Origin of the sequence: Flavobacterium indicum GPTSA100-9 = DSM 17447, assembly GCF_000455605.1 — a bacterium.
In the GTDB taxonomy this organism is placed as follows: Bacteria; Bacteroidota; Bacteroidia; order Flavobacteriales; family Flavobacteriaceae; genus Flavobacterium; species Flavobacterium indicum.
In genome coordinates this window covers 952,595-974,397 of record NC_017025.1, presented here as the reverse complement: position 1 = coordinate 974,397, position 21,803 = coordinate 952,595, and the positions used below count along the sequence as shown (strand labels likewise).

Below are 21,803 nucleotides of genomic sequence, written 5' to 3'. Positions count from 1 at the left end.
AACATAAAAAAAGCTCCGAAAAAGGAGCTTTAAATATTTAATAATTATTGTTTTTATTTTTCTATTTCTTTTAAGCTTGTTAACTTTTTAAGCTTTACTAATCAATAATTATTTTACTTGAAAATTGTTTGTTTTCACTTTGAATTTTTATAAAATAAATACCAGACATTAAATTCAAATTTAATTCTACTTCTTTACTATTAAAATAATTATTTTCAAAAACTAGTTTACCAAGCGTATTATATATCTTAATAGTATAAGTACTTAATTGATTTTCAAAATCTATTTTAAACTTTCCATTTGATGGATTTGGATAGATGTTTAGATTATTTAAGGTATAATCATCAATTTTTAAAATATTAGAATTAAATAATATAACACCATCATTTTCTTTACATTTTACAATACAAGCATAATTACTATCACCGCTAGAAATGTTATGTATCATTCCAAAATCAACATTTTGATTAGCTGAAGCAGTTAAATGTCTGGTTAAAAAATAATAGTCATCTTGATCTTTATTAAAGCATTTAACTGGTCCAGAAGTGCTTGAATTCGTATTTAAACCAGAATTTGAAACAACTTTTAATAGTTCACCATCCAAACTATATTTAAGAATTAAATAATTATTTTTATCATGAGTAATATTTTGAACAGTATTATTTATTGTTTGTAATGGAACATTAATTATTGTAGAACTAGAAGTATAATATGCAATCAAAGATAATATATTATTTTCTCTAATTATTTTTGAGCCATTTCCATTTATTTTAACATCGGTAGTTCTAATCCATTCACAAATACCATTAGTATTAATTTTAGCAAAATAAAACGATCCATTAATAGTTTGTGTAGTTGAACCATCACTATTATCAAAAATATGAGTATAAGAATAAATTTGATTTGGTTTACATTCATTTTCACCTACAACATAAATATTTCCAAAATCATCAACAGTTAAGTCATTTATTATAGTACTATCAGTTGGGTCATAAACTGCAGTGTTTTGAGTTCTAGTTCTTATTGCCCATATACAATTACCATTACTATCGTATTTTGCAAGGCCAGACTTACCACCATAAGTACCATTTCCTAATACTTGTTTATTAAGGCCGTTAAAAGAATAGTATGTTGTTGTAGATTCAGATGAGTTTGTTAAGTATATATTATTATTTAAATCAAACTCTAAATCATATATCATTGCAGCATTGGTAAAATTAATTTTAATTTCATTTTCCCAAATTATATTTGCATTAAAATCAAATTTAATTAATCCAAAATTTGAATCATTTACAGCAATAGTATTACCTATATTTTGCAACAATAAACCATTTTTATAAATAGGAATATTTGAATAACTTGTGTATTGGTCTTTGATTCTAGTGGTTGCAATAAAATATTGATTAGTGTTTATATGTAAACTTTCAAAAAGAACATTATTATTTTGAAGTATCCAAATTAATTTACCTTTAGGGTCTAGTTTAATTAAAAAATATTTTCCTAAACCATTATTTAAATTTATTTTATCTCCATTATTATCATAAAAATAACCACTTCCTATACCTGAAATGTAGATATTGTTCAAATTATCAATAACAATTGATTTAAAAAAATCACCATCTGTTGTAATATTTGTATATACCATCCATTTTAAAATTCCTTTCTTATCATGTTTTGCTAAAAACCCTCCATTTCCATTTAAAATGAAATTTTTACCAATACGAGATTTAAAAACAGAATTTTTATAAGCTCCACAATTTAAATATCCATCTGAAGTTAATTTAGTATCCCAAATTTCTCTATTTGAAATATTAAAATCAGTAATAGTATAACCTAAAATAAAACTAGTATCATTAACACTATTATTATCAACAATTTGTACACTTTCATCAGTTTTTACATCTATACACCCATTAATTGAAGTTGCTTCTAATGAAACTGTTGTAAGTCCTATATTAGGAAAGCTAATTTGAACATTTTCAGCATTTGAATTTTGAATTTGTGAATTTAATTCAAATTGCCAATCATAGCTGTTTGCCTCTTGACTATGATTAATAAAATTAATATTTTCAGCAATGTTAGCATTAATTAAGTTTGAATGAAAAGCTGCATTAGTTTCTTCAACAGTTATTAAAAAATTTGCATCAAATCGTTTCATACAATTTGCTAATGTACTAACTGCCTCTATATAATAATCTCCTGTAAGATCTATTAAACTTGAATTTAGAACTATGGCACCACCATTTCCTTCAGGGCTTTCGCCAAAATTTGAACTTGGAAATCCATTTTTTCTTAAAACATATTTTACATTAGTTTCAGAATCATTTATTATTATTTGTATCGCTTCAGCTTTGCACAAAATAGTGTTACTAACAGTAATTGGTTTATTTATAGCAGGTATATTTACAATGTTAATATTTTTTGTAACAATACTTACTTCATTAAAATTATTAATTACTTCTAATTTTATTTCATATTGTCCTGGTGAATTAAACACTTTAGTAAACCCTGTTAAATTTGTACTTTGTAATACGTTATCTATATACCATTTGGAATTATTCCCTGATCCTACAATTGCTGAAAACTGAACAGTTCCATTGACACATGTACCAATTGCATTCATAGCTATGTATGGCTTTGTAGAACCTCCATAATTTGAAGTTTTTAATAATAACCCATTATTACCACATGCATAAACTTCATTATTTACAGTTTGAAACCAAAATTCATTAATACTAAAATTAGAAGAACTTGGTTGCCATTCTAAACAATTATTTACATATTTATAAATTCCATTTGTAGTGCCAACAAAAATTGAATTTTTATAAGTAACGGCATTAGCATTTAATGGTAAATTAAAATTATTAATTGATCCATTTATCCCACTACTATTAAATTCAACATAATTAAATTTATTTCCCCCCGCTATATATGCTAATGATGAAACTTCACATATGTCTTTAACTTCAATAGAACTATTTTGAACACCTCCAAAATCAGAAAGACCATTCCCAAATACAGTTGCAGTCCAAACTTTATTACTACTTCCATATGCAACTCTACTATTATAACTAGAAATGGATAGTAGATCTTCAGTTGTATTTGTAATAACTTCAATCACTGAACCTGTACTTGTAAAACTCAACATCAAACCATTATTTCCAACTGCATAACTCTGATCATAACTGTTTACACATTCAATTTTATTTAATTTTGTTCCACTTGAGCCATGATAAATCAATTGATAATTCATGGTTGGAATATTTATTTTAAAAATAACAGCTTTATTTTCTGAAATAGTTTGGCCACAGGCATATACAATTCCTGTATTACTAGTATTTGTTTTTGAACCATAACAATGTGTAAACTTTGTATCTTCAAAAATAGTAGAAGATGGATTAGTTGGCATATGTAACTCTGTCCAACTTGAACTTCCAATGCCACCATTAGTAGTGTAATAAATACCATTTTCACCGGAAACTATTCCATTTTCTTGAAAAAAAACAACACCATTTAAGTTATCATTAATTCCAGTATTTAAATTTACCCACTGTGAAAAAGATTTCAAGCTTATAAACAAAAACAGTATTGAATTTAAAATTTTCATGTTTTATAAATCATTTTTTATTTTTCAATTTCTTTTAAGTTTTCCATTTTCTTATGTGCTAAGAACCCTTTAATATCTTCAAAATGTTCTTTGACACGTTTATTTCCAAACTCAAATACTTTTTCGGCTAATCCATCCAAGAAATCACGGTCATGCGATACTAAAATTAAAGTACCATCAAAATCTTTTAAGGCCTCTTTAATGATATCTTTCGTTTTCATATCTAAGTGATTGGTAGGCTCATCCAGAATTAAAACATTTACTGGTTCTAACAATAATTTAATCATAGCCAATCGCGTTCGTTCGCCTCCCGATAATACTTTTACTTTTTTCTGAATATCATCACCGCTAAACATGAATGCACCTAAAAGGTCTTTAATTTTCGTACGAACATCACCAACGGCTACTCGATCTATCGTATCAAAAACAGTGGCTTCACCATCTAATAAGGCCGCTTGATTTTGAGCAAAATAACCAATCATAGCATTATGACCTATTTCTACTTTGCCCCCATCATAGTCAATTTCGCCCATAATAGCTTTAATCATGGTAGATTTACCTTCTCCATTTTTACCAACAAACGCCACTTTTTGTCCACGTTCAATTACTAAATTGGCATCATTAAATACCACATGATCGCCATATTTCTTAGTCATTTCTGAAACCACCACAGGGTATTGACCAGAACGCGGTGAAGGAGGAAATTTCAATTTTAATGCCGAAGTATCCACTTCATCTACCTCAACTAACACCAATTTTTCTAACATTCGGACACGAGATTGCACTTGTTCTGTTTTTGAAAACGTTCCTCTAAATCGTTCAATAAAAGCTTTGTTTTCTGCAATGAACTTTTGTTGCTCGTCGTAGGCTTTTTGCTGGTGAATTCTTCTATCTTGACGCAAAACTAAATAATCCGAATACTTCGCTTTATAATCATAAATTCTACCCATAGTGACTTCTATGGTTCGATTGGTAATATTATCAACAAAAGCTCTATCGTGGGAAATTACCATAACCGCTTTGGCTTGATTGATTAAAAACTCCTCTAACCACTGAATACTATCCATATCCAAGTGATTTGTTGGCTCATCTAGTAAAATTAAATCAGGTTTTTTCAATAAGATTTTAGCCAATTCAATACGCATACGCCAACCTCCAGAAAATTCCGAAGTTAAACGGTCAAAATCTTCTCTTTCAAAACCTAAACCTTTTAATACTTTTTCAACTTCAGCATCATAATTTACCTCTTCAATAGAATAATATTTATCTGAAAGTTCCGAAACGCGTTCGATTAACTTCATGTATTCATCACTTTCATAATCCGTACGAACCGTTAATTGTTCGTTGATTTCATCCATTTCTTTTTTCATGTTTAACACATCGGCAAAAGCTTTTGATGTTTCTTCACGAACGGTGCACTTATCTTCTGTTAATAAATGCTGCGGTAAATAGGCAATTACAGCATCACTTGGCGCTGAAATTCCACCACGTGTTGGCTTATTTGCCCCTGCAACAATTTTTAATAAAGTAGATTTTCCTGCTCCATTTTTACCCATTAAGGCAATTTTATCATTTTCATTTATTGCGAAAGTTACCTCGCTAAACAAAGTAGTACCGCCAAATTCTACGGCAATATCATTAACTGTAATCATTTTTTTTAGATAAAAGTTTAAAGGATAAAGTTTAAAGTTTTAAGGACTTATACCTTCAAGATTTTGAAGGCGTAAAGATAATTTAAAATTAGAAGTTAGAAACTAGAAACTAGAAAATTTACTTCATGTTTTAATTTTAATAATGTTGTATCATCTTTATAGAAAGAATTGAATTGATTCTAATGATAGAAACATTGATGGATTGAAATGAAAAATAAAGTATTAAAATTAAGAAGTAAATAAATTACTTATAGTATTGCTATAGATTTTGAAATTGCTCTTAAATAACTTATTCCATTTCATAAAAAGTAGGCTCTTCCATCATTTGGAAGGCCATAGACTCAACACGTTCGGTAATTTGTGAACAAAACAATACTTGTTGTGTTTTAATACTGTCAGCTAAACGTTTAATTTTTGCATCTAATCGTGCTCTAAAAATTATATCAGCATCATCAACTACAAAAATTTTTAATTGATTTACATCATAACCTGCTGTCGCAAACATGTCATTCATTCGGATAGGTGTACCAATTAAAATATCAACCCCAACAGAAATCATGTTTTTATCGTAGTCTAAATCCGATTTATCATGAACGGCATAAACTCGTAAATCGGTATATTTTGCTAATTCTTTAAAAAGTTCTTCTAATGCTAAAACTTTTTCTTTGGTTTCAGTAATTACAACTGCTCTAGGTGCAATTAGAACGGCTTTTTCTAGTTTTTGAATAACCGACAAAGCAATTAAAGTGGTTTTACCCGAACCTACTTCCGATTGAATGACTAAATCGATGCCACTTTTAATTGGACCAAAACAACTTTCTTGAACTTCAGTAGGTTCAAGAAAATTTTTCTCAATCAAGGCTTTCTGTAAATTCGGATTTATTTTTTTTAACTGCATTGGTTTATTCTATAATTTGGTGCAAAGATACACAAATCTAATCTGTCAAACTGAACTTGTTTCAGGTTCTAAAATAAAATTCTACTGGATTAGAAATTCTGAAACAAGTTTAACATGACAATTTTTTATTTACTTGCAAACAAAGCAACATCCGTTTCTGAAATTTCTTGTCCGCCTAGAATAATTAAACGTTCCACTACATTTCTTAATTCACGAATATTCCCCGTCCAATCATACTCTTGTAACATTTTAACAGCCTGAGCACTAAATGTCTTTTTAGCACTCCCCTGCTCGTCTGCAATTTTAGCTGCAAAATGTTCTAATAACGACGGAATATCCTCTCTTCGATCATTTAAAGCTGGTACTTTAATTAAAATTACGGCCAAACGGTGGTACAAATCTTCACGAAAACGACCTTCTTCAATTTCTTTTTTCAAATCTTTATTGGTCGCTGCAACCACACGTACATCCACTTTAATATCTTTATCGGCTCCTACACGTTGAATTAAATTCTCTTGCAAAGCACGTAAAACTTTAGCTTGAGCGGGCAAACTCATATCGCCAATTTCGTCTAAGAAAATGGTACCTCCATGAGCGGCTTCAAACTTACCAGCTCTATCTTTTACTGCTGATGTAAATGCCCCTTTTACGTGTCCAAATAACTCACTTTCAATCAATTCAGATGGAATAGCGGCGCAATTCACCTCAATAATAGGCTGAGACGAACGATTACTTTTTTCATGTAATTGATGCGCCACTAACTCTTTACCAGTTCCATTTGGACCTGTAATTAAAACACGAGCATCGGTTGCGGCTACTTTATCAATCATGGTTTTAATGTGCATAATAGCCTCACTTTCCCCAATCATTTCATAGTTTTTAGAAACTTTCTTTTTAAGAATTTTATTTTCTACAACTAATTGTTTTTTATCCAGGGCATTTCGAACCGTATTCAATAAACGATTTAAATCTGGTGGTTTAGATATGTAATCAAAAGCCCCTAAACGCATGGTATTCACGGCCGTTTCTAAATCACCATGACCAGAAATCATAACCATTGGAATTTCGGGTTTGATTTTCTTAACAGCTTCAAGAACTTCCACACCATCCATTTTTGGCATTTTGATATCGCATAGAATCAAATCAAAATCTTCATTTTTTACTTTATCAATCCCCATCAATCCATCCTCAGCCTCTTCAACAACATAGGACTCATTTTCTTCTGATAATATTTTGTTAAGCACTCTTCTAATTGGTGCTTCATCTTCGATAATTAGAATTTTTGGCATTTACTATTTTTTATAATGTTATACAATTCATGAATTACAAATACTTTGCCATTTTAAAAACTTAAGTAAATGAGTAATCCAATGAATAAAAAAAAGATAAATTTCATGGCTTCAATTTGTTTAAATCGTAAAATAAATTCAGGATTTAATGCATTTTTTTTGAACTCATTAAGGTAAAATTTATAATAAAAAAACAATGAAAAAATGAACAACACTAGAAAAAGAACTAAATAAATATATGTTCCAATCTCTGAATCAATTGAAGCCTTTAAAACCATTAAAATTGGAAACATTAACAGAAAAAAAAGGTACTTTTTACTAATTTCACTCTTTATTTTTTGGTATTGATTTCTCTCTTTTTCAGTTAATTTCAATTCTGCCTTGTTTAAAATATAATTACCAATAAAAAACGGTATAAATGTTAAAATTGGAATAATAATAAAAGAATATTCTCCTAGCATAACTTAATACTTTAACCATTTAACCAATTCTTTCCACGTTGGTTTTTTACCATGCATAAGAATTCCGACACGATAAATTTTGGCAGCTGCCCAAACGACCAACATAAAAGTACCAAATAATAATACAATGGACAAAATGAGTTGCCATGCAGGCACTCCAAATGGAATTCGCATTAACATGACAATCGGTGAAGTTAAAGGAATAATAGAAAACACCGTTGCAACAGTTCCGTGTGGGTCATTAATAACTGTAAAGAATCCAATGTAAACCCCTAACATTAAAGGCATAATAATAGGCAATAAAAATTGTTGTGAGTCGGTCTCAGAATCAACAGCCGCACCAATAGCCGCATAAAAAGAACTATATAAAAAATAACCACCTATGAAATAAATAATAAAACAGGTAATTAAAGTTGCAATCGGTAAATTTTGAATTTCCAATAAATAACTTTTAAAGTCATTCATTTTTTCTGCATGTTTGGCAGCTTCTGCAACTTGTCCTGCACTTCCACCCGCTTCCATTCCCAAATAAGAAGACGCCATAAAAAACAACACACCTCCAACAATTGCCCAAATTAAAAATTGTAAAATTCCCGCTAAAGAAGTACCAATAATTTTACCCATCATTAATTGAAAAGGTTTCACAGATGAAATTACTATTTCAATAATTCGATTGGTTTTTTCTTCAATTACACTTCGCATTACAAAGTTTCCGTAAATGATAATAAACATCATGATTAAATAACCAAACAAACCTCCAATAGCTACTTTAATTTCATTCAACCCCTTTAAACTTTCATCTCCAGAGTATTTAGCTAACTTTAAATCTGATTTTACCTTTGCATCTTCAATTTTTTTACTGTCTATTCCCGAAACTTTAAAATTTTCTTGAGTTAAAGTCGAATCGATAACATCTTCAATATTGGAAATAAATTCGATACTTGGACTGTCTTCAGAAATGTATTCTACTTTATCTTTTATTTCTTGAATATTATTTACCTTTGGTACAAACAACATCCCTTCATAACTTGCTTTTGCAGTATCTTTTGCTGTTTTAAAAGGTAACGACGATAAATCTATATATAATGTATGTTTATCATTTTTAAAGTGATTTTTTAACAGCCCCGCTTGGTCGTATACTGCAATTTTTGTTATCGAATCTTTATTCATGTTTGACAAATAGCCTATCAAAAAAGCCATTCCTACAAACAATAAAGGGCTTAAAAAAGTCATTACTATGAATGATTTATTACGCACTTTTGCAAAAAATTCTCTTTGTATAATTAAGTTTAACTTGTTCATAATTGATGTTTCTAAATTGCTTTTACAATAAATTAAATAGCTAATTCTCCGCTTACTGTTTGAATAAATATATCATTCACACTCGGAATTTTTTCAGCAAAATGCGTTACTTGTCCAAATTGGAAAAGCGTTTGTAATAAATCATTCGTTGGATGACTACCCAAATTTACCTCTAATTTCAAATCATCATTAAGCGATTTAAAACTCGTTTGTCCGATTGTGAATTTTTGAGACAATTGGTACATTAATCCTTCAATATTATTGGTCATAATACCAATTTGGAACGTATTTGTTCTAAATTGTCGTTTCACTTCGGAAAGTTTTCCTTCAATAAGTTTATTTGATTTATGAATCAGCGCAATATGATCACACATTTCTTCAACACTTTCCATACGGTGGGTAGAAAAAATAATGGATGTTCCTTGCTTGTTTAATTCAATAATTTCATCCTTAATCAAATTGGCATTTACTGGGTCAAAACCAGAAAAAGGTTCGTCTAAAATTAATAATTTTGGTTTATGTAAAACGGTAACAATAAATTGCACTTTTTGTGCCATACCTTTAGACAACTCTTGAATTTTTTTATCCCACCATACTTGAATTTCAAATTTTTCGAACCAATATTTTAATTGTGCTTTCGCTTCTGCTTTAGACATGCCTTTTAACTGTGCCAAATACAAACATTGTTCACCTACTTTCATGGTTTTATACAACCCTCTTTCTTCAGGCATATATCCAATTATAGCAACATGATTCGGGTTTAATCTTTCTCCATCCAACCAAATTTCACCTGAATCAGGCAATGTAATTTGATTTATGATTCGGATTAAGGAAGTTTTTCCAGCCCCATTTGGCCCTAACAATCCGTAAATACTACCTTGAGGAACATTTAATGACACACTGTTTAATGCAGTATAATCACCGTATTGTTTCACAACATTTTTAACTTCTAAAATATTGTTCATATAAAGTATCGTTTTTTCTAATTAGATGACAAGTTACGAAATTTGTTACAATAAAAAACCCATCCTTTATTGCTAAGGGATGGGAAAAATTGCTATGAAAAAGAAAATTCACTTTCCTAAAAAAGTGAAGTTCAAATGTATATATTTTTTATTAATTATGAAAACATATCTTTAACTTTTTCAAAAAATGATTTTTCAGACTTCTCCGGCTTAGGAATAAAGTTCTCATCTGTAATCATTTTTTCAAAAAATTGTTTTTGTTCTTTGTTCAATGTTTTAGGTGTCCAAACATTTACGTGTACTAATAAATCACCATTCCCATAAGAATTTAAGCTAGGTATACCTTTCCCTTTTAAACGTAAAATTTTACCTGATTGAATTCCTTCTTCTAATTTAATACGTACTTTTCCATTAACTGTATCAATTTCTTTTGAAACTCCAAGTGCAGCTTCAGCAAAACTAATGTATAAATCGAAATGCAAATTTTCGCCTTCACGCTTCAAAAACTCATGTTCAATTTCTTCAATGGCTACAATTAAATCTCCAGGAATACTGTTTTTACCAGGAGCGTCATTTCCTTTACCTGAAACTTTTAACTGCATTCCATCTACAACACCTGCAGGAATTTTGATTGACACTGTATCTTCCTCAGTAATCATTCCTTGAGCATCTGCATTAGCAGGTTTAGAATCAATCATTTGACCTGCTCCATGACACGAATGACAGGTAGTTGCCGTTTGCATTCTACCTAAAATAGTATTAGTCACCTTTAAAACCTGACCACTTCCATTACAAGTTGAACATGTTTTATAAGTAACTCCAGCAGCTTGAACTTTGCGTTTAACTTTTACTTTTTTCTCTACACCATTAGCAATTTCTTCTAAAGTCAACTTAACTTTGATACGCAAATTACTTCCTTTCATTCTGCGTTGACCGCCGCCGCCTCCGCTGAAGCCTCCTCCGAAACCTCCTCCGAATGCGCTTCCAAAAATATCTCCAAATTGGCTGAATATATCATCCATATTCATATGATGACCACCATAGCCACCGCCATTTTCAAAAGCCGCATGACCATACTGATCGTATCTTGCTTTCTTATCTGCATCACTCAATACTTCATAAGCTTCTGCACATAATTTGAAATTCTCTTCAGCTTCTTTATCTCCTGGATTTTTATCCGGATGGTATTGAATCGCTTTCTTTCGATAAGCTTTTTTGATTTCTTCTGGAGAAGCACCCTTGCTAATTCCTAATATCTCGTAAAAATCTTTTTTGCTCATATATCCTTTGTTTCAGGTTTCAAGCTTTCTTGTTTCAGGTTTTAATACTTGAAACTTGGAACTTGAAACAATTTAATTACCAATTACTACTTTAGGGAAACGAATTATTTTATCTCCTAATTTATATCCTTTTTCAATTACATCAACAATCTTACCTTTCAAGTCTTCTGTTGGAGCGGGAATTTGTGTAATTGCTTCAGCAAAATCAGCATTAAAATCATCACCCGCTTTAATTTCAACTAATTCTAATCCTTTAGCTGTTAATGTCGATTTTAATTTATCGTGAATTAATTCTACACCTTTAACCAAAGCTTCATCTTCAGATTTTGAAATTTGATTCCAAGCTCTGTCAAAATCATCTAAAACAGGTAACATTGCTTGTAATACTTCTTGACCAGCAGTTTTAAACAATTCAATTCTTTCTTTTGAAGTTCGCTTTTTATAATTTTCAAACTCAGCAAACAATCTAAGAAACTTATCTTTTTCTTGTGCCAATTGTTCTTGCAACTGTTCTTCAACTGACATTTCTGGTTGATTTATTGCCTGGTTATCTGCAATATTTTCATCCTGAATGTTATCTTTTTCTATATTTTCAGTATTTTCTTGGCTCATATTATTAAATTTTATTTGAAATATAAGTTTGCAAAAGTATTGCCAATATTTTTAAAATGACACATTGTCAGCTATAATTTTAATATTTTTTTAAGAGTTTTAGCTTTTCAATTGAGTAATTTTGAAAAGTTAAGTTTATTTATTTCATCTTAATTACAATACAAAATGAAAAGTGCTATCCTTATTGAATAGCACTTTTTTTTATTGCAGCAACTTTAGTAGTGCTTTATCAAGTGAAGCGTACTTAAATTGAAATCCTCGATCTAGTAATTTCATGCAACTTACATGTTGACTTGAAGTAATTATTTGGTGCATTTCGCCTAAAATTAATTTTAAAACAAATGTTGGGACATTCGGCATAAAGAATGGCTTGTGAAGCGCTTTTGCCATTGTACGTAACATTTCTTTGTTTGTAACAGGATAAGGTGCTACACCATTAAATACACCTTCTAGTTGATTTGAAATTAAATAATAAAAAATTGAAATTAAATCATCAATATGGATCCAACTTTGGTATTGGTTTCCAGTTCCTAATGCAGAACCAATTCCTAATTTAATTGGCTTAATTAACTCAACAAAAGCACCACCGTTTTTTGACAGTACAATCCCAATTCTCACCTTTGTTACTTTAACACCTAATTTCGAAAATACATCTACATGTTCCTCCCATTTCCTCACAATTTCACCTAAAAATTCTGGTTCATTTATGGGATCATCTTCATGATATATTTTATCATAACTACTTTCATAACCGCCAATAGCAGAAGCAGAAATTATTTGTTTAACTTCATGATTTATTTTTTCTAATGAAGAAAACAATAACTGAGAAGTTTTAACTCTACTATTTAATAGTTCTTCTTTATAAGATGGTGTCCATTTTTTTGAAATGGTAGCGCCAGCTAAATGAACAATAACTTCTACCGCTTCAAAAGCTTTTAAATCAATTTCACCTGTATCCGGATTCCAATAAAATCCATTCACATTTGATTGACTTTTAACTTTAGATTTTGAAGTAGTTAAATAATTGACCTTATGTCCTTGTTGAAGTACAAAACGCATCAACTCCTGCCCAACTAATCCTGTAGCTCCTGTAATTAATAGTGTCATTTTCAAGCTTTTTTATTCAAATTTACAAAACATATAAGCTTGTAATGTATTTATTAACTAACCTTAACATTTGTTAGTTCTTTATTTACTTTTAGACCTAACTTTAATTGTCCATTCAAATTGCATTTCAGAAACTTGTTCGCCTTTTTCATTAACACCAATAGATGTTAACCATATTGTTTGGCCTTCATTTGTAGCAATTGCTTTTTGAATAGTGTCTTTAATTATATTTCCTTGATTGCAGGTAAAAGTAATTCTTCCAGTAGCTTTCTTTGTAAATACAGCTTTATTTTGCGCTACTAACATTGAAATATTTTCCTTGCTCTCTTGTATTTGATACATTACTAAGGCACCAGTAGTAAATTCTGCAGCCATTGCTTGAACAGCAAAATACATAGAATTAAAAGGATTTTGATTGAACCAACGGTGTTTAACAGTAGCCACACATTTTTCTGAAGTAATTTCTTTTGCACGAACACCTGACCAATACGCAGATGGTAATTTAAAAAAGTTAAATAAATTTAATTTTGAGGGTGTAAACTTCATAATTCCTTTGTTTTTGTAAAGATAAACAAATTTTATTATGCGTACATACATTTTTCAAATTGTTAATTTTTTGTTAAATATTAGTACTATGTAATACAATGTACTTGTTTTTAGCCATATATTTGCATAAGAAAATAACTTACTAAGGATAGTAACTTGTTTTCGATCATCAATCATCAATCAAAAACGAATAGTAATTTAAAAAAATCATGTATGAACATTGAAAACACAAAAGCACAAATGCGAAAAGGTGTTTTAGAGTTTTGCATCTTATCAGTTTTAAAAGAAAAAGATGCTTACACTTCTGAAATATTAGACACCTTAAAAAGCGCAAAATTACTAGTTGTTGAGGGTACTGTTTATCCTTTATTAACTAGATTAAAAAACGACGGATTACTTACCTACAGATGGGAAGAATCCACATCGGGACCACCTAGAAAGTACTATGGTTTAACCGAAGAAGGAAAAGATTTTTTACAAGAATTAAGCGGCACCTGGAAAGAATTATCAGACGCTGTTAACATAATCACCAATCAAAACTAACGAATCATGAATAAGACAACGAGTATAAATTTAGGCGGTTTTTTCTTCCACATTGATGAAGACGCTTATAATAAGTTAAGCAGTTATTTACAAGCTGTTAAACGTTCATTATCTCCTGAAGGAAGAGATGAAATTATCAAAGACATTGAAAGCAGGATTGCAGAATTAGCACAAGAAAAATTGGGAACTACTAAACAAGTAATAAGTTTAGCCGATGTTGATGCAATTATTTCAATTATGGGGCAACCTGAAGATTATAAAATTGATGATAACGAACCTACAAAAGCAACTTATCAATCAACTCAGGATTACACCTATTATACGTCAAAAAAATTGTATCGTGATAAAGACAATGCACTTTTAGGAGGAGTAATTGCAGGATTAAGTCATTATTTTGGTGTTGAAGCAATATGGTTACGTATTATTTTTATTCTATCCATGTTCTTAAGTTTTGGAACAACAGTAGTAGTGTATTTTTTACTTTGGATTTTATTACCAGAAGCCATTACAACTTCACAAAAATTGGAAATGAAGGGCCAACCCATTACAATTTCAAATATTGAGAAAAAAGTAAAGGAAGGTTTTAATGAAATCACAGACAAAATCAATAATTTAGACCATCAAAAAATTGCAGATAATGCCAAATATGGTGCACAAAAAATTGGTTCAACAGCTGGTGATATCATTTCAGAACTCTTTAAAGGAATAGGAAAAGCTGTTGGATTCTTTATTTTATTATTTGCTACGATAGCATTTTTAGGGGTAATTGTTGCATCTGTAATTTTAGTATTTTCTTCATCATTACCGGAAGTTTTATTACAAGACAACATACATACACCATTTAATTTTGATGTTCCTCTATGGGCACAAGGGTTATTATTCTTATCCGCATTTGGAATTCCATTATTCTTTTTTGTCTTATTAGGTTTAAAGTTACTAATTCCTAATACTCGTTCTATTGGAAATTACGCTAAATTTAGCTTGTTAGCCATTTGGATTTTCTCTTTAATCAGTTTAACAGTTGTAGGCATTCGTTACGCTACTGAATTGAGTCATGATGGAAAAGTAGTGAAAAAAGAAGTATTACCAATAACAACAAATGATACTTTAGAAGTTAAATTTGTAAACAACGAATATTTTTCTAAAAGAGTGGATCACCGTTCAGATTTGAGAATAATGCAAGATTCTACTAAAAATGAAATCATTTATTCTAATAATGTATACTTACATTTAAAAACAACAGACAAAGCACAACCTTTTGTAATTGTTGAAAAAACGGCACAAGGACGCAATTTTGACGAAGCAAATACAAGAGCAGAAAAAATTAAATATAATTTTAAATTTGTTGGTAATCAATTAATCTTAGACAATTATTTCACTACCGAATCCAGTGCTAAATTTAGAAATCAACAAGTACATGTTTACCTGTATTTACCTGAAGGCATAACTTATTATCCAAATAAAAATGTAGAGAACTTCTTAAATGATTACAATTCTGACTTTGAATATTATTATGGCCCAGAAGGCTATAAATATAAAGTAAGTAAAGGTGAATTAGATTGTTTAAATTGTCCAGATGAGAACGAAAATGAGGCAGAAATTGAAACTGTTTCAAGTGAGTTAGGAAATGGAAATGTAGTTAAAACAACCACTATTAAAGATAGTATTGAAAAAGTATCCGTAAAGGTAAATGGTAAAGAAATCATCAATACCGAAGTAATCAAATCTAAACATTAATTTTTTAACAAATATTTATCTATTTGATTAAATATTGAAAAATAATTTTTTGTAAATTTACACTTCATTATTTTGAAAAAATAAAACAACTATAAAAATTAAAGTATGATACAGTTCATTGTAAAAATAATTGAGTACACTATACAATTAGTTGTTCAATTTATAGAAAGCATATTTTAGATAAAAAACATCAGCTATAGCTGATGTTTTTTTTTATATTTGTCCCAATTATTAACCCATAATATGAAAAGAATTATCCTAATTTGCACACTACTTTTAAGTGTTGTAGCATGTTTTGCTCAAAAGAAAGAAAAAATAAAAGGTTCTAAAATTGTAACGCTAACTATAAAAGATTTAGAATCTTTTCAAAATGTAGAAGTTGAAGATAATCTTGAAGTTTATTTTGTTAAAGCTGAAAAAACATCTCTTGAAATTGAAGCAGATGACAATCTACACGATGCTGTAAGTTATAATGTTTTAGGTAACACCTTAAAAATAAGCGCTTTAAAAGAAGTTTCTTCTGCTAAAAAATTTGCTGTTAGAATTAATTACAACGACAGTTTAAAAACGATTACAGGTAGAAATGAAAGTAAATTACATGCGTTGGCTGAATTAACTTTAGAGGATATAACTGTGAAAAATTTTGACAAATCTCAGTCTTTTTTAAATGTTAAAGCCGAAAAATTTACCTTACAATTAACGGATAAAGCTGAGGCTGAAATTAATGTTAAAGCAGACAATTCTACTATTGAACTTACTAAAGATGCCGAATTAAAAGCCTTAATCAACTCATCAAATGCTAAAATCGATTTATACCAAAAAGGTAATGCTGAAATCGAAGGTGATGCCCAATCAGCTAAAATTAGATTAGACAATAATGCTCAATTAACTGCTCGTAAATTCACCGTAAAAGATATTGATCTTACTACAGAAAGTTATACAAAAGCTTCTGTAAACGCAACTAAAACCATAGCCATTTCAGCATCAGGAAAATCTGAAATTGAATTATTAGGCGAACCTAAAGTGGACTTGCGAATTTTTACTCAAAGTGCAATTTTATATAAAAAAGAAAAATAATGAAGAAAGATATTATCATACCAAAATCGGAGGGTGTTCATGTAGTAGCAATCCATGAATGGAACGATGATTTTATGGAAAAAACTTGGTATGCTTATTTAATTAATGAAACGGAATATAAATTAGAAATGGCCATTGTTGTTTCTAGAGCCTATGGAATCATTAACGGGGAAGAAAGAAAAACGGGTACTTTTCGACATGCCTTTAATGAAGTGGAAGCAAATTCTTCTGTTAAAATTGAATTATTAGAGAATAATGTGTTGCAATTAAATAATGAATTTATGCTCACCTATTTCCTTGATGGAAAGTTATACGACAAAAAATTTACGTTTAGAAGCAATACGATTAACGAAAAAGCTACAGTTGAATTACCCGTTGTGAATCAACGTGGTATACTTGCAAATTAATTCATAAAAATATTGTTTTTTTCATAAGGTTTGTGGAATTTTACGCAAACAACTACTAAACATGAAAAAAACAATATTTTTTTTACTTTTCGCTTTTGCAGTTTCTGCGCAGCAAACCCAATTTTCAAAATATGTAAATCCATTTATAGGAACTGGAGGACATGGACATACGTTTCCTGGAGCCACCGTACCTTATGGCATGGTGCAACTTTCTCCTGATACTAGAATTGACGGAAGTTGGGATGGCTGTTCGGGTTATCATTATGACGACAGCATCATTTATGGATTTTCTCATACCCATTTAAACGGGACGGGCTGTTCGGATTATGGCGACATTATGCTGATGCCAACCATGGGAAAACCTTCTTTTAATCCAAAAGAATACAGTTCAAATTTCAAACATGGAAACGAAAAAGCCAGTGCTGGATTTTACAGTGTAAAGCTTGATAAACATAATATAGATGTCCGATTAACCTCTTCAACACGTGTTGGCTTTCATGAATATACGTTTAACGAAGCTGGACAAGCCAATATCATTCTCGATTTAAATCACAGAGATAAATTATTAGAAGGAAGAATCCGAATCATTGACAATAAAACAATAGAAGTTTTACGAAGAAGTGAAGCTTGGGCCAAAGACCAATATGTGTATGCACGAATTGAGTTTAATATGCCTTTCAAAAAAAGTTCTTTAATCTCAACTAAAAAAGAAGGGTTAATTGATATTACAGAAAATAATGCCGCAGTATTTTCAAAAAAAGTCAAAAAAGGAGAAAAAATTCTAGTCAAAGTTTCCTTATCACCTACTTCATATGAAGGAGCAAAACTCAATTCATCAGAAATCAACCATTGGAATTTTGAACAAACAAAAAAAGAAGCTGAGGCACTTTGGAACAAAGAATTGGCAAAAATTGAAGTTTCTTCAGAAAACAAAGACCAATTAGCCATTTTCTACACAGCTTTATACCACACAATGATGCAACCTAATATTGCGCAAGATGTAGACGGAAAATACCGTGGTCGTGACAACAAAATCCATGTAGCCGAAGGATTTAATTATTATTCGGTTTTTTCATTGTGGGATACGTTTAGAGCAGCTCATCCTTTATATACGTTAATCGATAAAAAACGTACTGCTGATTACATCAATACCTTTATTAAACAATACGAACAAGGGGGACGATTACCCGTTTGGGAATTGGCTTCTAATGAAACCGATTGTATGATAGGATACCATTCCGTTTCTGTGATTGCCGATGCTATGGCTAAAGGCATAAAAGGGTTTGATTATGAAAAAGCTTTTGAGGCAGCAAAACATTCGGCAATGTTAGATCATTTGGGATTAGAAGCTTATAAAAGACAAGGCTTTATTTCCATGGACGACGAACATGAAAGTGTTTCTAAAACGGTAGAATATGCCTATGACGATTGGTGTATAGCACAAATGGCTCAAATTTTGAACAAAAAAGAGGATTACGAATACTTCATAAAGCGTTCTCAATCTTGGAAGAATATATTTGATTGGGAAACAGGTTTCATGCGTCCGAAGAAAAATGGCGGTTGGGACAAACCATTTGATCCTAGAGAAGTAAACAATAATTTTACAGAAGGCAACTCATGGCATTATTCCTTTTTTGTTCCACAAGACATTCCAGGCATGATTGAAGCTTATGGTGGAAAAGAAAAATTTGAAGCCAAATTAGATGAAATGTTTAGTGCCGAAAGTAAAACAACTGGTAGAGAACAAGTAGATGTTACGGGCTTAATCGGACAATATGCGCATGGCAACGAACCGAGTCACCACATGGCGTATTTGTACAATTATATTGGTAAACCAGAAAAAACCAATAAGATGGTACATTACATCTTAACTGAATTTTATAAAAACACCCCCGATGGTTTAATTGGTAACGAAGACTGCGGACAAATGAGTGCTTGGTATGTGTTGAGTGCAATGGGAATTTATGATGTGACTCCAGGTGAAATGGGCTGGGATTATGTCCTACCTATATTTAAGGAAGTTAAACTTAATTTAGAAGATAAAAAAGTACGTGTTTTAAATGAAAAAACAAATAAATCTACATATCAATGGTTAGATACCTATTTAGAAGAACACTCATATAAATATCCGGATTTTGATGTAGCAAAGGCTGTGAAAGAGGAAGACTTAATTAAAGATATTATTCCTGTCCCAACTATCCAAGCGGCAAGTAGAGCCTTTAAAAATGAGTTACAAATTGAAATCAAATCACAAAATCCAAAAGATGTGATTTATTATGAAGTTAAAAACTTAAATCAAAAAGATGGTGATCAAATTTATTTAGCGTATTCAAAACCTTTTATTATTAAAGAATCTTCAATAGTTTTAGCTTATGTTTTAAATAACGGTCAAAAGAGTTACACCATCTCTGCTACCTTCTTTAAAAAACCAAACAACTACACCATCGACATAAAATCTACTTACAATCCGCAATACCATGCCGGTGGTCCTGAAGGTTTATTAGACGGTATTCACGGAACTGAAAATTGGCGCAAAGGTGATTGGCAAGGGTATCAAACACAAGATTTTGAAGCAATTATTGATTTACAAAAAGCGATGCCAATTACCTCAATCAAGGCTAGTTTTTTACAAGATCAACGTTCGTGGATTTTACTTCCTAAACAAGTAGAATACTATATTTCTAATGATAATAAAACTTTTGAATTGGTTGAAATCATTACGCACAACATCGATCCAAAACTAGATCAAAATATAGTACATTCTTTCGATTCAAATAAAAAATTCGCTGAAGCGCGCTATGTAAAAGTCATTGCACGTAATTTTGGAAAACTACCCGAATGGCACATTGGTCATCCTTATAACGGAGAAGCATTCATTTTCATTGATGAAATTATTGTCAAATAGACTATGAGATTACATAGAATTAAAAACCCTCAAAAAGTAATAACAATTTGAGGGTTTTCAATAGTATTTTAGAAAGAGTTTTTTATTTGTCTATTGAACCTAAAACACGTTTCATGAAATCATTCATGGCCGTTTTTTTGTCTTTACCTGCTTTGATTTCTTTCTGTACCTCTAAAGCACCATACATATTAGAAATCAATTCAGCAATAACATCCAATTCTTCATCTTTAAGAGACTCTAATTCAGTTAAATGTTCTAATACTGCTATTGTTTCAACTAAATAGTCTTGATCATTTTCTTCAATAAATTGCGTTAAATGTTTTATTACTGGTAATTTCATAAGAATAGAATTTATTGAATTTCAGCTACCAATTCAGCTAATACTTCAGCCTTGTTTGTTTGTGTTTGATTAACTAATTGCCCATTTTTAAAAGCAGCAAAAGTAGGTAAATTATCAACCTTAGCTAATTTTCTTGATTCTGGAAATTGTTCTGCATCAACAACAACAAAAGTCATTCCTTCATTTTCTGAAGCTAATTTTTTAAATTTAGGTTTCATAATACGGCAATTACCACACCATGAAGCCGAAAATTGAACCATAACTTTTTCATTATTGGCTACAATTTCTTGTAAGTTGTCTTGTTCTATTTCTGTAAACATAATTTTTTTAATTTTTTAGACAATTTGTCAATGTGCCAATTAGTGTTTAATTGACACATTGAAAATTGACACATTATTTTAGTGAGATGCTAAATATTCAGCTGTACTAGATCTATCCGCTTTCATTGCATCTTTACCTTCTTCCCAGTTAGCTGGACATACTTCACCTTTAGTTTGAACGTGTGTATACGCATCGATTAAGCGTAAGTACTCGTTTACGTTTCTACCTAACGGCATGTGGTTTACACTTTCGTGGAAAATTACACCCGTTTCATCAACTAAGTAAGTTGCACGATAGGTAACATTTGAACCTTCGATTAAATAATCACCTGTTTCTTCATTGAATACTTCTTCAGCTTCTAAAATACCTAAAGCTGTAGATAAGTTTCTTGTTGTATCTGCTAATAGAGGGTACGTTACTCCTTCAATTCCACCATTATTTTTTGCAGTATTTAACCATGCAAAGTGAACTTCATTGGTGTCACAAGAAGCACCAATTACAATAGTGTTTCTTTTTTCAAATTCACCTAAAGCCGCTTGAAAAGCATGTAATTCTGTTGGACAAACAAAAGTGAAATCTTTTGGATACCAAAATAATAAAACTTTTTTGTTGTTTTTTGTTGCTTCTTCTAAAACGTTAATTCTTAAGTTGTCACCCATTTCAGAGATAGCGTCAACTGTGATGTTCGGGAATTTTTTTCCTACTAATGCCATGTTTACTTATTTTATGATTATGATTTATATTTTATTTCGAT

The 21,803-nt window shown here is 30.4% G+C and carries 18 protein-coding genes; 5 read left to right on the top strand and 13 right to left on the bottom strand.

What is annotated here, in order from left to right; translation table 11 throughout:
• Positions 1-97: 97 nt before the first annotated feature.
• The 10 genes from KQS_RS04295 to KQS_RS04245 all read right to left on the bottom strand — a co-directional run bounded on the left by KQS_RS04295 (position 98) and on the right by KQS_RS04245 (position 13,719).
• Entirely contained in the window at positions 98-3,607 is a 3,510-nt protein-coding gene (locus KQS_RS04295) for a T9SS type A sorting domain-containing protein (RefSeq protein ID WP_014387986.1), read from the bottom strand.
• Positions 3,608-3,624: 17 nt separating this feature from the next.
• The gene (locus KQS_RS04290) at positions 3,625-5,259 is read right to left on the bottom strand and encodes an ABC-F family ATP-binding cassette domain-containing protein (protein ID WP_014387985.1); all 1,635 of its coding nucleotides are present in this window, start codon (positions 5,257-5,259) and stop codon (positions 3,625-3,627) included.
• Between the two features lie 289 nt (positions 5,260-5,548).
• Entirely contained in the window at positions 5,549-6,157 is a 609-nt protein-coding gene (locus KQS_RS04285; RefSeq protein WP_014387984.1) for a DEAD/DEAH box helicase, read from the bottom strand.
• A gap of 125 nt (positions 6,158-6,282) precedes the next feature.
• Positions 6,283-7,446, bottom strand: coding sequence for a sigma-54-dependent transcriptional regulator (locus KQS_RS04280; RefSeq protein WP_014387983.1), 1,164 nt, complete (start codon positions 7,444-7,446; stop codon positions 6,283-6,285).
• A 464-nt stretch (positions 7,447-7,910) separates the two neighbouring features.
• A complete protein-coding gene (locus KQS_RS04270; RefSeq protein ID WP_014387981.1) occupies positions 7,911-9,209 on the bottom strand; it encodes an ABC transporter permease in 1,299 nt (432 codons plus the stop codon).
• Between the two features lie 32 nt (positions 9,210-9,241).
• Positions 9,242-10,174 carry an ABC transporter ATP-binding protein gene (locus KQS_RS04265; protein ID WP_014387980.1) on the bottom strand — a complete coding sequence of 311 codons (933 nt, stop codon included), beginning with the start codon at positions 10,172-10,174 and terminating at the stop codon, positions 9,242-9,244.
• A gap of 155 nt (positions 10,175-10,329) precedes the next feature.
• A complete protein-coding gene (gene dnaJ / locus KQS_RS04260; RefSeq protein WP_014387979.1) occupies positions 10,330-11,454 on the bottom strand; it encodes a molecular chaperone DnaJ in 1,125 nt (374 codons plus the stop codon).
• A 72-nt stretch (positions 11,455-11,526) separates the two neighbouring features.
• Positions 11,527-12,066 carry a nucleotide exchange factor GrpE gene (locus KQS_RS04255; protein WP_014387978.1) on the bottom strand — a complete coding sequence of 180 codons (540 nt, stop codon included), beginning with the start codon at positions 12,064-12,066 and terminating at the stop codon, positions 11,527-11,529.
• Positions 12,067-12,267: 201 nt separating this feature from the next.
• Positions 12,268-13,173, bottom strand: coding sequence for a TIGR01777 family oxidoreductase (locus KQS_RS04250; protein WP_014387977.1), 906 nt, complete (start codon positions 13,171-13,173; stop codon positions 12,268-12,270).
• Positions 13,174-13,254: 81 nt separating this feature from the next.
• Positions 13,255-13,719, bottom strand: a complete 465-nt coding sequence (locus tag KQS_RS04245; RefSeq protein ID WP_014387976.1) for a DUF4442 domain-containing protein — start codon at positions 13,717-13,719, stop codon at positions 13,255-13,257.
• Between the two features lie 213 nt (positions 13,720-13,932).
• Here KQS_RS04245 and KQS_RS04240 point away from each other — a divergent pair, with 213 nt between their 5' ends.
• The 5 genes from KQS_RS04240 to KQS_RS04220 all read left to right on the top strand — a co-directional run bounded on the left by KQS_RS04240 (position 13,933) and on the right by KQS_RS04220 (position 20,388).
• Positions 13,933-14,262: a PadR family transcriptional regulator gene (locus KQS_RS04240; RefSeq protein WP_014387975.1), complete on the top strand. Its 330-nt coding sequence runs from the start codon at positions 13,933-13,935 to the stop codon at positions 14,260-14,262.
• 6 nt (positions 14,263-14,268) lie between these two features.
• Positions 14,269-15,999 (top strand): PspC domain-containing protein, encoded by a 1,731-nt coding sequence (locus tag KQS_RS04235; protein ID WP_014387974.1) that lies wholly within the window; start codon positions 14,269-14,271, stop codon positions 15,997-15,999.
• 243 nt (positions 16,000-16,242) lie between these two features.
• Positions 16,243-17,076, top strand: a complete 834-nt coding sequence (locus KQS_RS04230) for a GIN domain-containing protein (RefSeq protein WP_014387973.1) — start codon at positions 16,243-16,245, stop codon at positions 17,074-17,076.
• The gene (locus KQS_RS04225; RefSeq protein WP_014387972.1) at positions 17,076-17,483 is read left to right on the top strand and encodes a hypothetical protein; all 408 of its coding nucleotides are present in this window, start codon (positions 17,076-17,078) and stop codon (positions 17,481-17,483) included. Before KQS_RS04230 ends, KQS_RS04225 begins: the two co-directional genes overlap by 1 nt.
• Before the next feature lie 61 nt (positions 17,484-17,544).
• Entirely contained in the window at positions 17,545-20,388 is a 2,844-nt protein-coding gene (locus KQS_RS04220) for a GH92 family glycosyl hydrolase (protein WP_014387971.1), read from the top strand.
• 82 nt (positions 20,389-20,470) lie between these two features.
• Here KQS_RS04220 and KQS_RS04215 read toward each other — a convergent pair whose 3' ends face one another.
• The 3 genes from KQS_RS04215 to KQS_RS04205 form a co-directional block, all read right to left on the bottom strand.
• Entirely contained in the window at positions 20,471-20,728 is a 258-nt protein-coding gene (locus tag KQS_RS04215; RefSeq protein WP_014387970.1) for a DUF6952 family protein, read from the bottom strand.
• Positions 20,729-20,739: 11 nt separating this feature from the next.
• Positions 20,740-21,048: a thioredoxin family protein gene (locus KQS_RS04210; protein ID WP_014387969.1), complete on the bottom strand. Its 309-nt coding sequence runs from the start codon at positions 21,046-21,048 to the stop codon at positions 20,740-20,742.
• Positions 21,049-21,126: 78 nt separating this feature from the next.
• Positions 21,127-21,762, bottom strand: coding sequence for a peroxiredoxin (locus KQS_RS04205; RefSeq protein ID WP_014387968.1), 636 nt, complete (start codon positions 21,760-21,762; stop codon positions 21,127-21,129).
• Positions 21,763-21,803: the final 41 nt, after the last annotated feature.

Coding starts and splice junctions, on each gene's coding strand:
- KQS_RS04230 (WP_014387973.1), top strand. CDS start 16,243: ATGAAAAGAATTATCCTAATTTGCACACTACTTTTAAGTGTTGTAGCA.
- KQS_RS04215 (WP_014387970.1), bottom strand. CDS start 20,728: ATGAAATTACCAGTAATAAAACATTTAACGCAATTTATTGAAGAAAAT.
- KQS_RS04290 (WP_014387985.1), bottom strand. CDS start 5,259: ATGATTACAGTTAATGATATTGCCGTAGAATTTGGCGGTACTACTTTG.
- KQS_RS04280 (WP_014387983.1), bottom strand. CDS start 7,446: ATGCCAAAAATTCTAATTATCGAAGATGAAGCACCAATTAGAAGAGTG.
- KQS_RS04295 (WP_014387986.1), bottom strand. CDS start 3,607: ATGAAAATTTTAAATTCAATACTGTTTTTGTTTATAAGCTTGAAATCT.
- KQS_RS04255 (WP_014387978.1), bottom strand. CDS start 12,066: ATGAGCCAAGAAAATACTGAAAATATAGAAAAAGATAACATTCAGGAT.
- KQS_RS04285 (WP_014387984.1), bottom strand. CDS start 6,157: ATGCAGTTAAAAAAAATAAATCCGAATTTACAGAAAGCCTTGATTGAG.
- KQS_RS04225 (WP_014387972.1), top strand. CDS start 17,076: ATGAAGAAAGATATTATCATACCAAAATCGGAGGGTGTTCATGTAGTA.
- dnaJ (WP_014387979.1), bottom strand. CDS start 11,454: ATGAGCAAAAAAGATTTTTACGAGATATTAGGAATTAGCAAGGGTGCT.
- KQS_RS04205 (WP_014387968.1), bottom strand. CDS start 21,762: ATGGCATTAGTAGGAAAAAAATTCCCGAACATCACAGTTGACGCTATC.
- KQS_RS04265 (WP_014387980.1), bottom strand. CDS start 10,174: ATGAACAATATTTTAGAAGTTAAAAATGTTGTGAAACAATACGGTGAT.
- KQS_RS04270 (WP_014387981.1), bottom strand. CDS start 9,209: ATGAACAAGTTAAACTTAATTATACAAAGAGAATTTTTTGCAAAAGTG.
- KQS_RS04235 (WP_014387974.1), top strand. CDS start 14,269: ATGAATAAGACAACGAGTATAAATTTAGGCGGTTTTTTCTTCCACATT.
- KQS_RS04240 (WP_014387975.1), top strand. CDS start 13,933: ATGAACATTGAAAACACAAAAGCACAAATGCGAAAAGGTGTTTTAGAG.
- KQS_RS04245 (WP_014387976.1), bottom strand. CDS start 13,719: ATGAAGTTTACACCCTCAAAATTAAATTTATTTAACTTTTTTAAATTA.
- KQS_RS04250 (WP_014387977.1), bottom strand. CDS start 13,173: ATGACACTATTAATTACAGGAGCTACAGGATTAGTTGGGCAGGAGTTG.
- KQS_RS04220 (WP_014387971.1), top strand. CDS start 17,545: ATGAAAAAAACAATATTTTTTTTACTTTTCGCTTTTGCAGTTTCTGCG.
- KQS_RS04210 (WP_014387969.1), bottom strand. CDS start 21,048: ATGTTTACAGAAATAGAACAAGACAACTTACAAGAAATTGTAGCCAAT.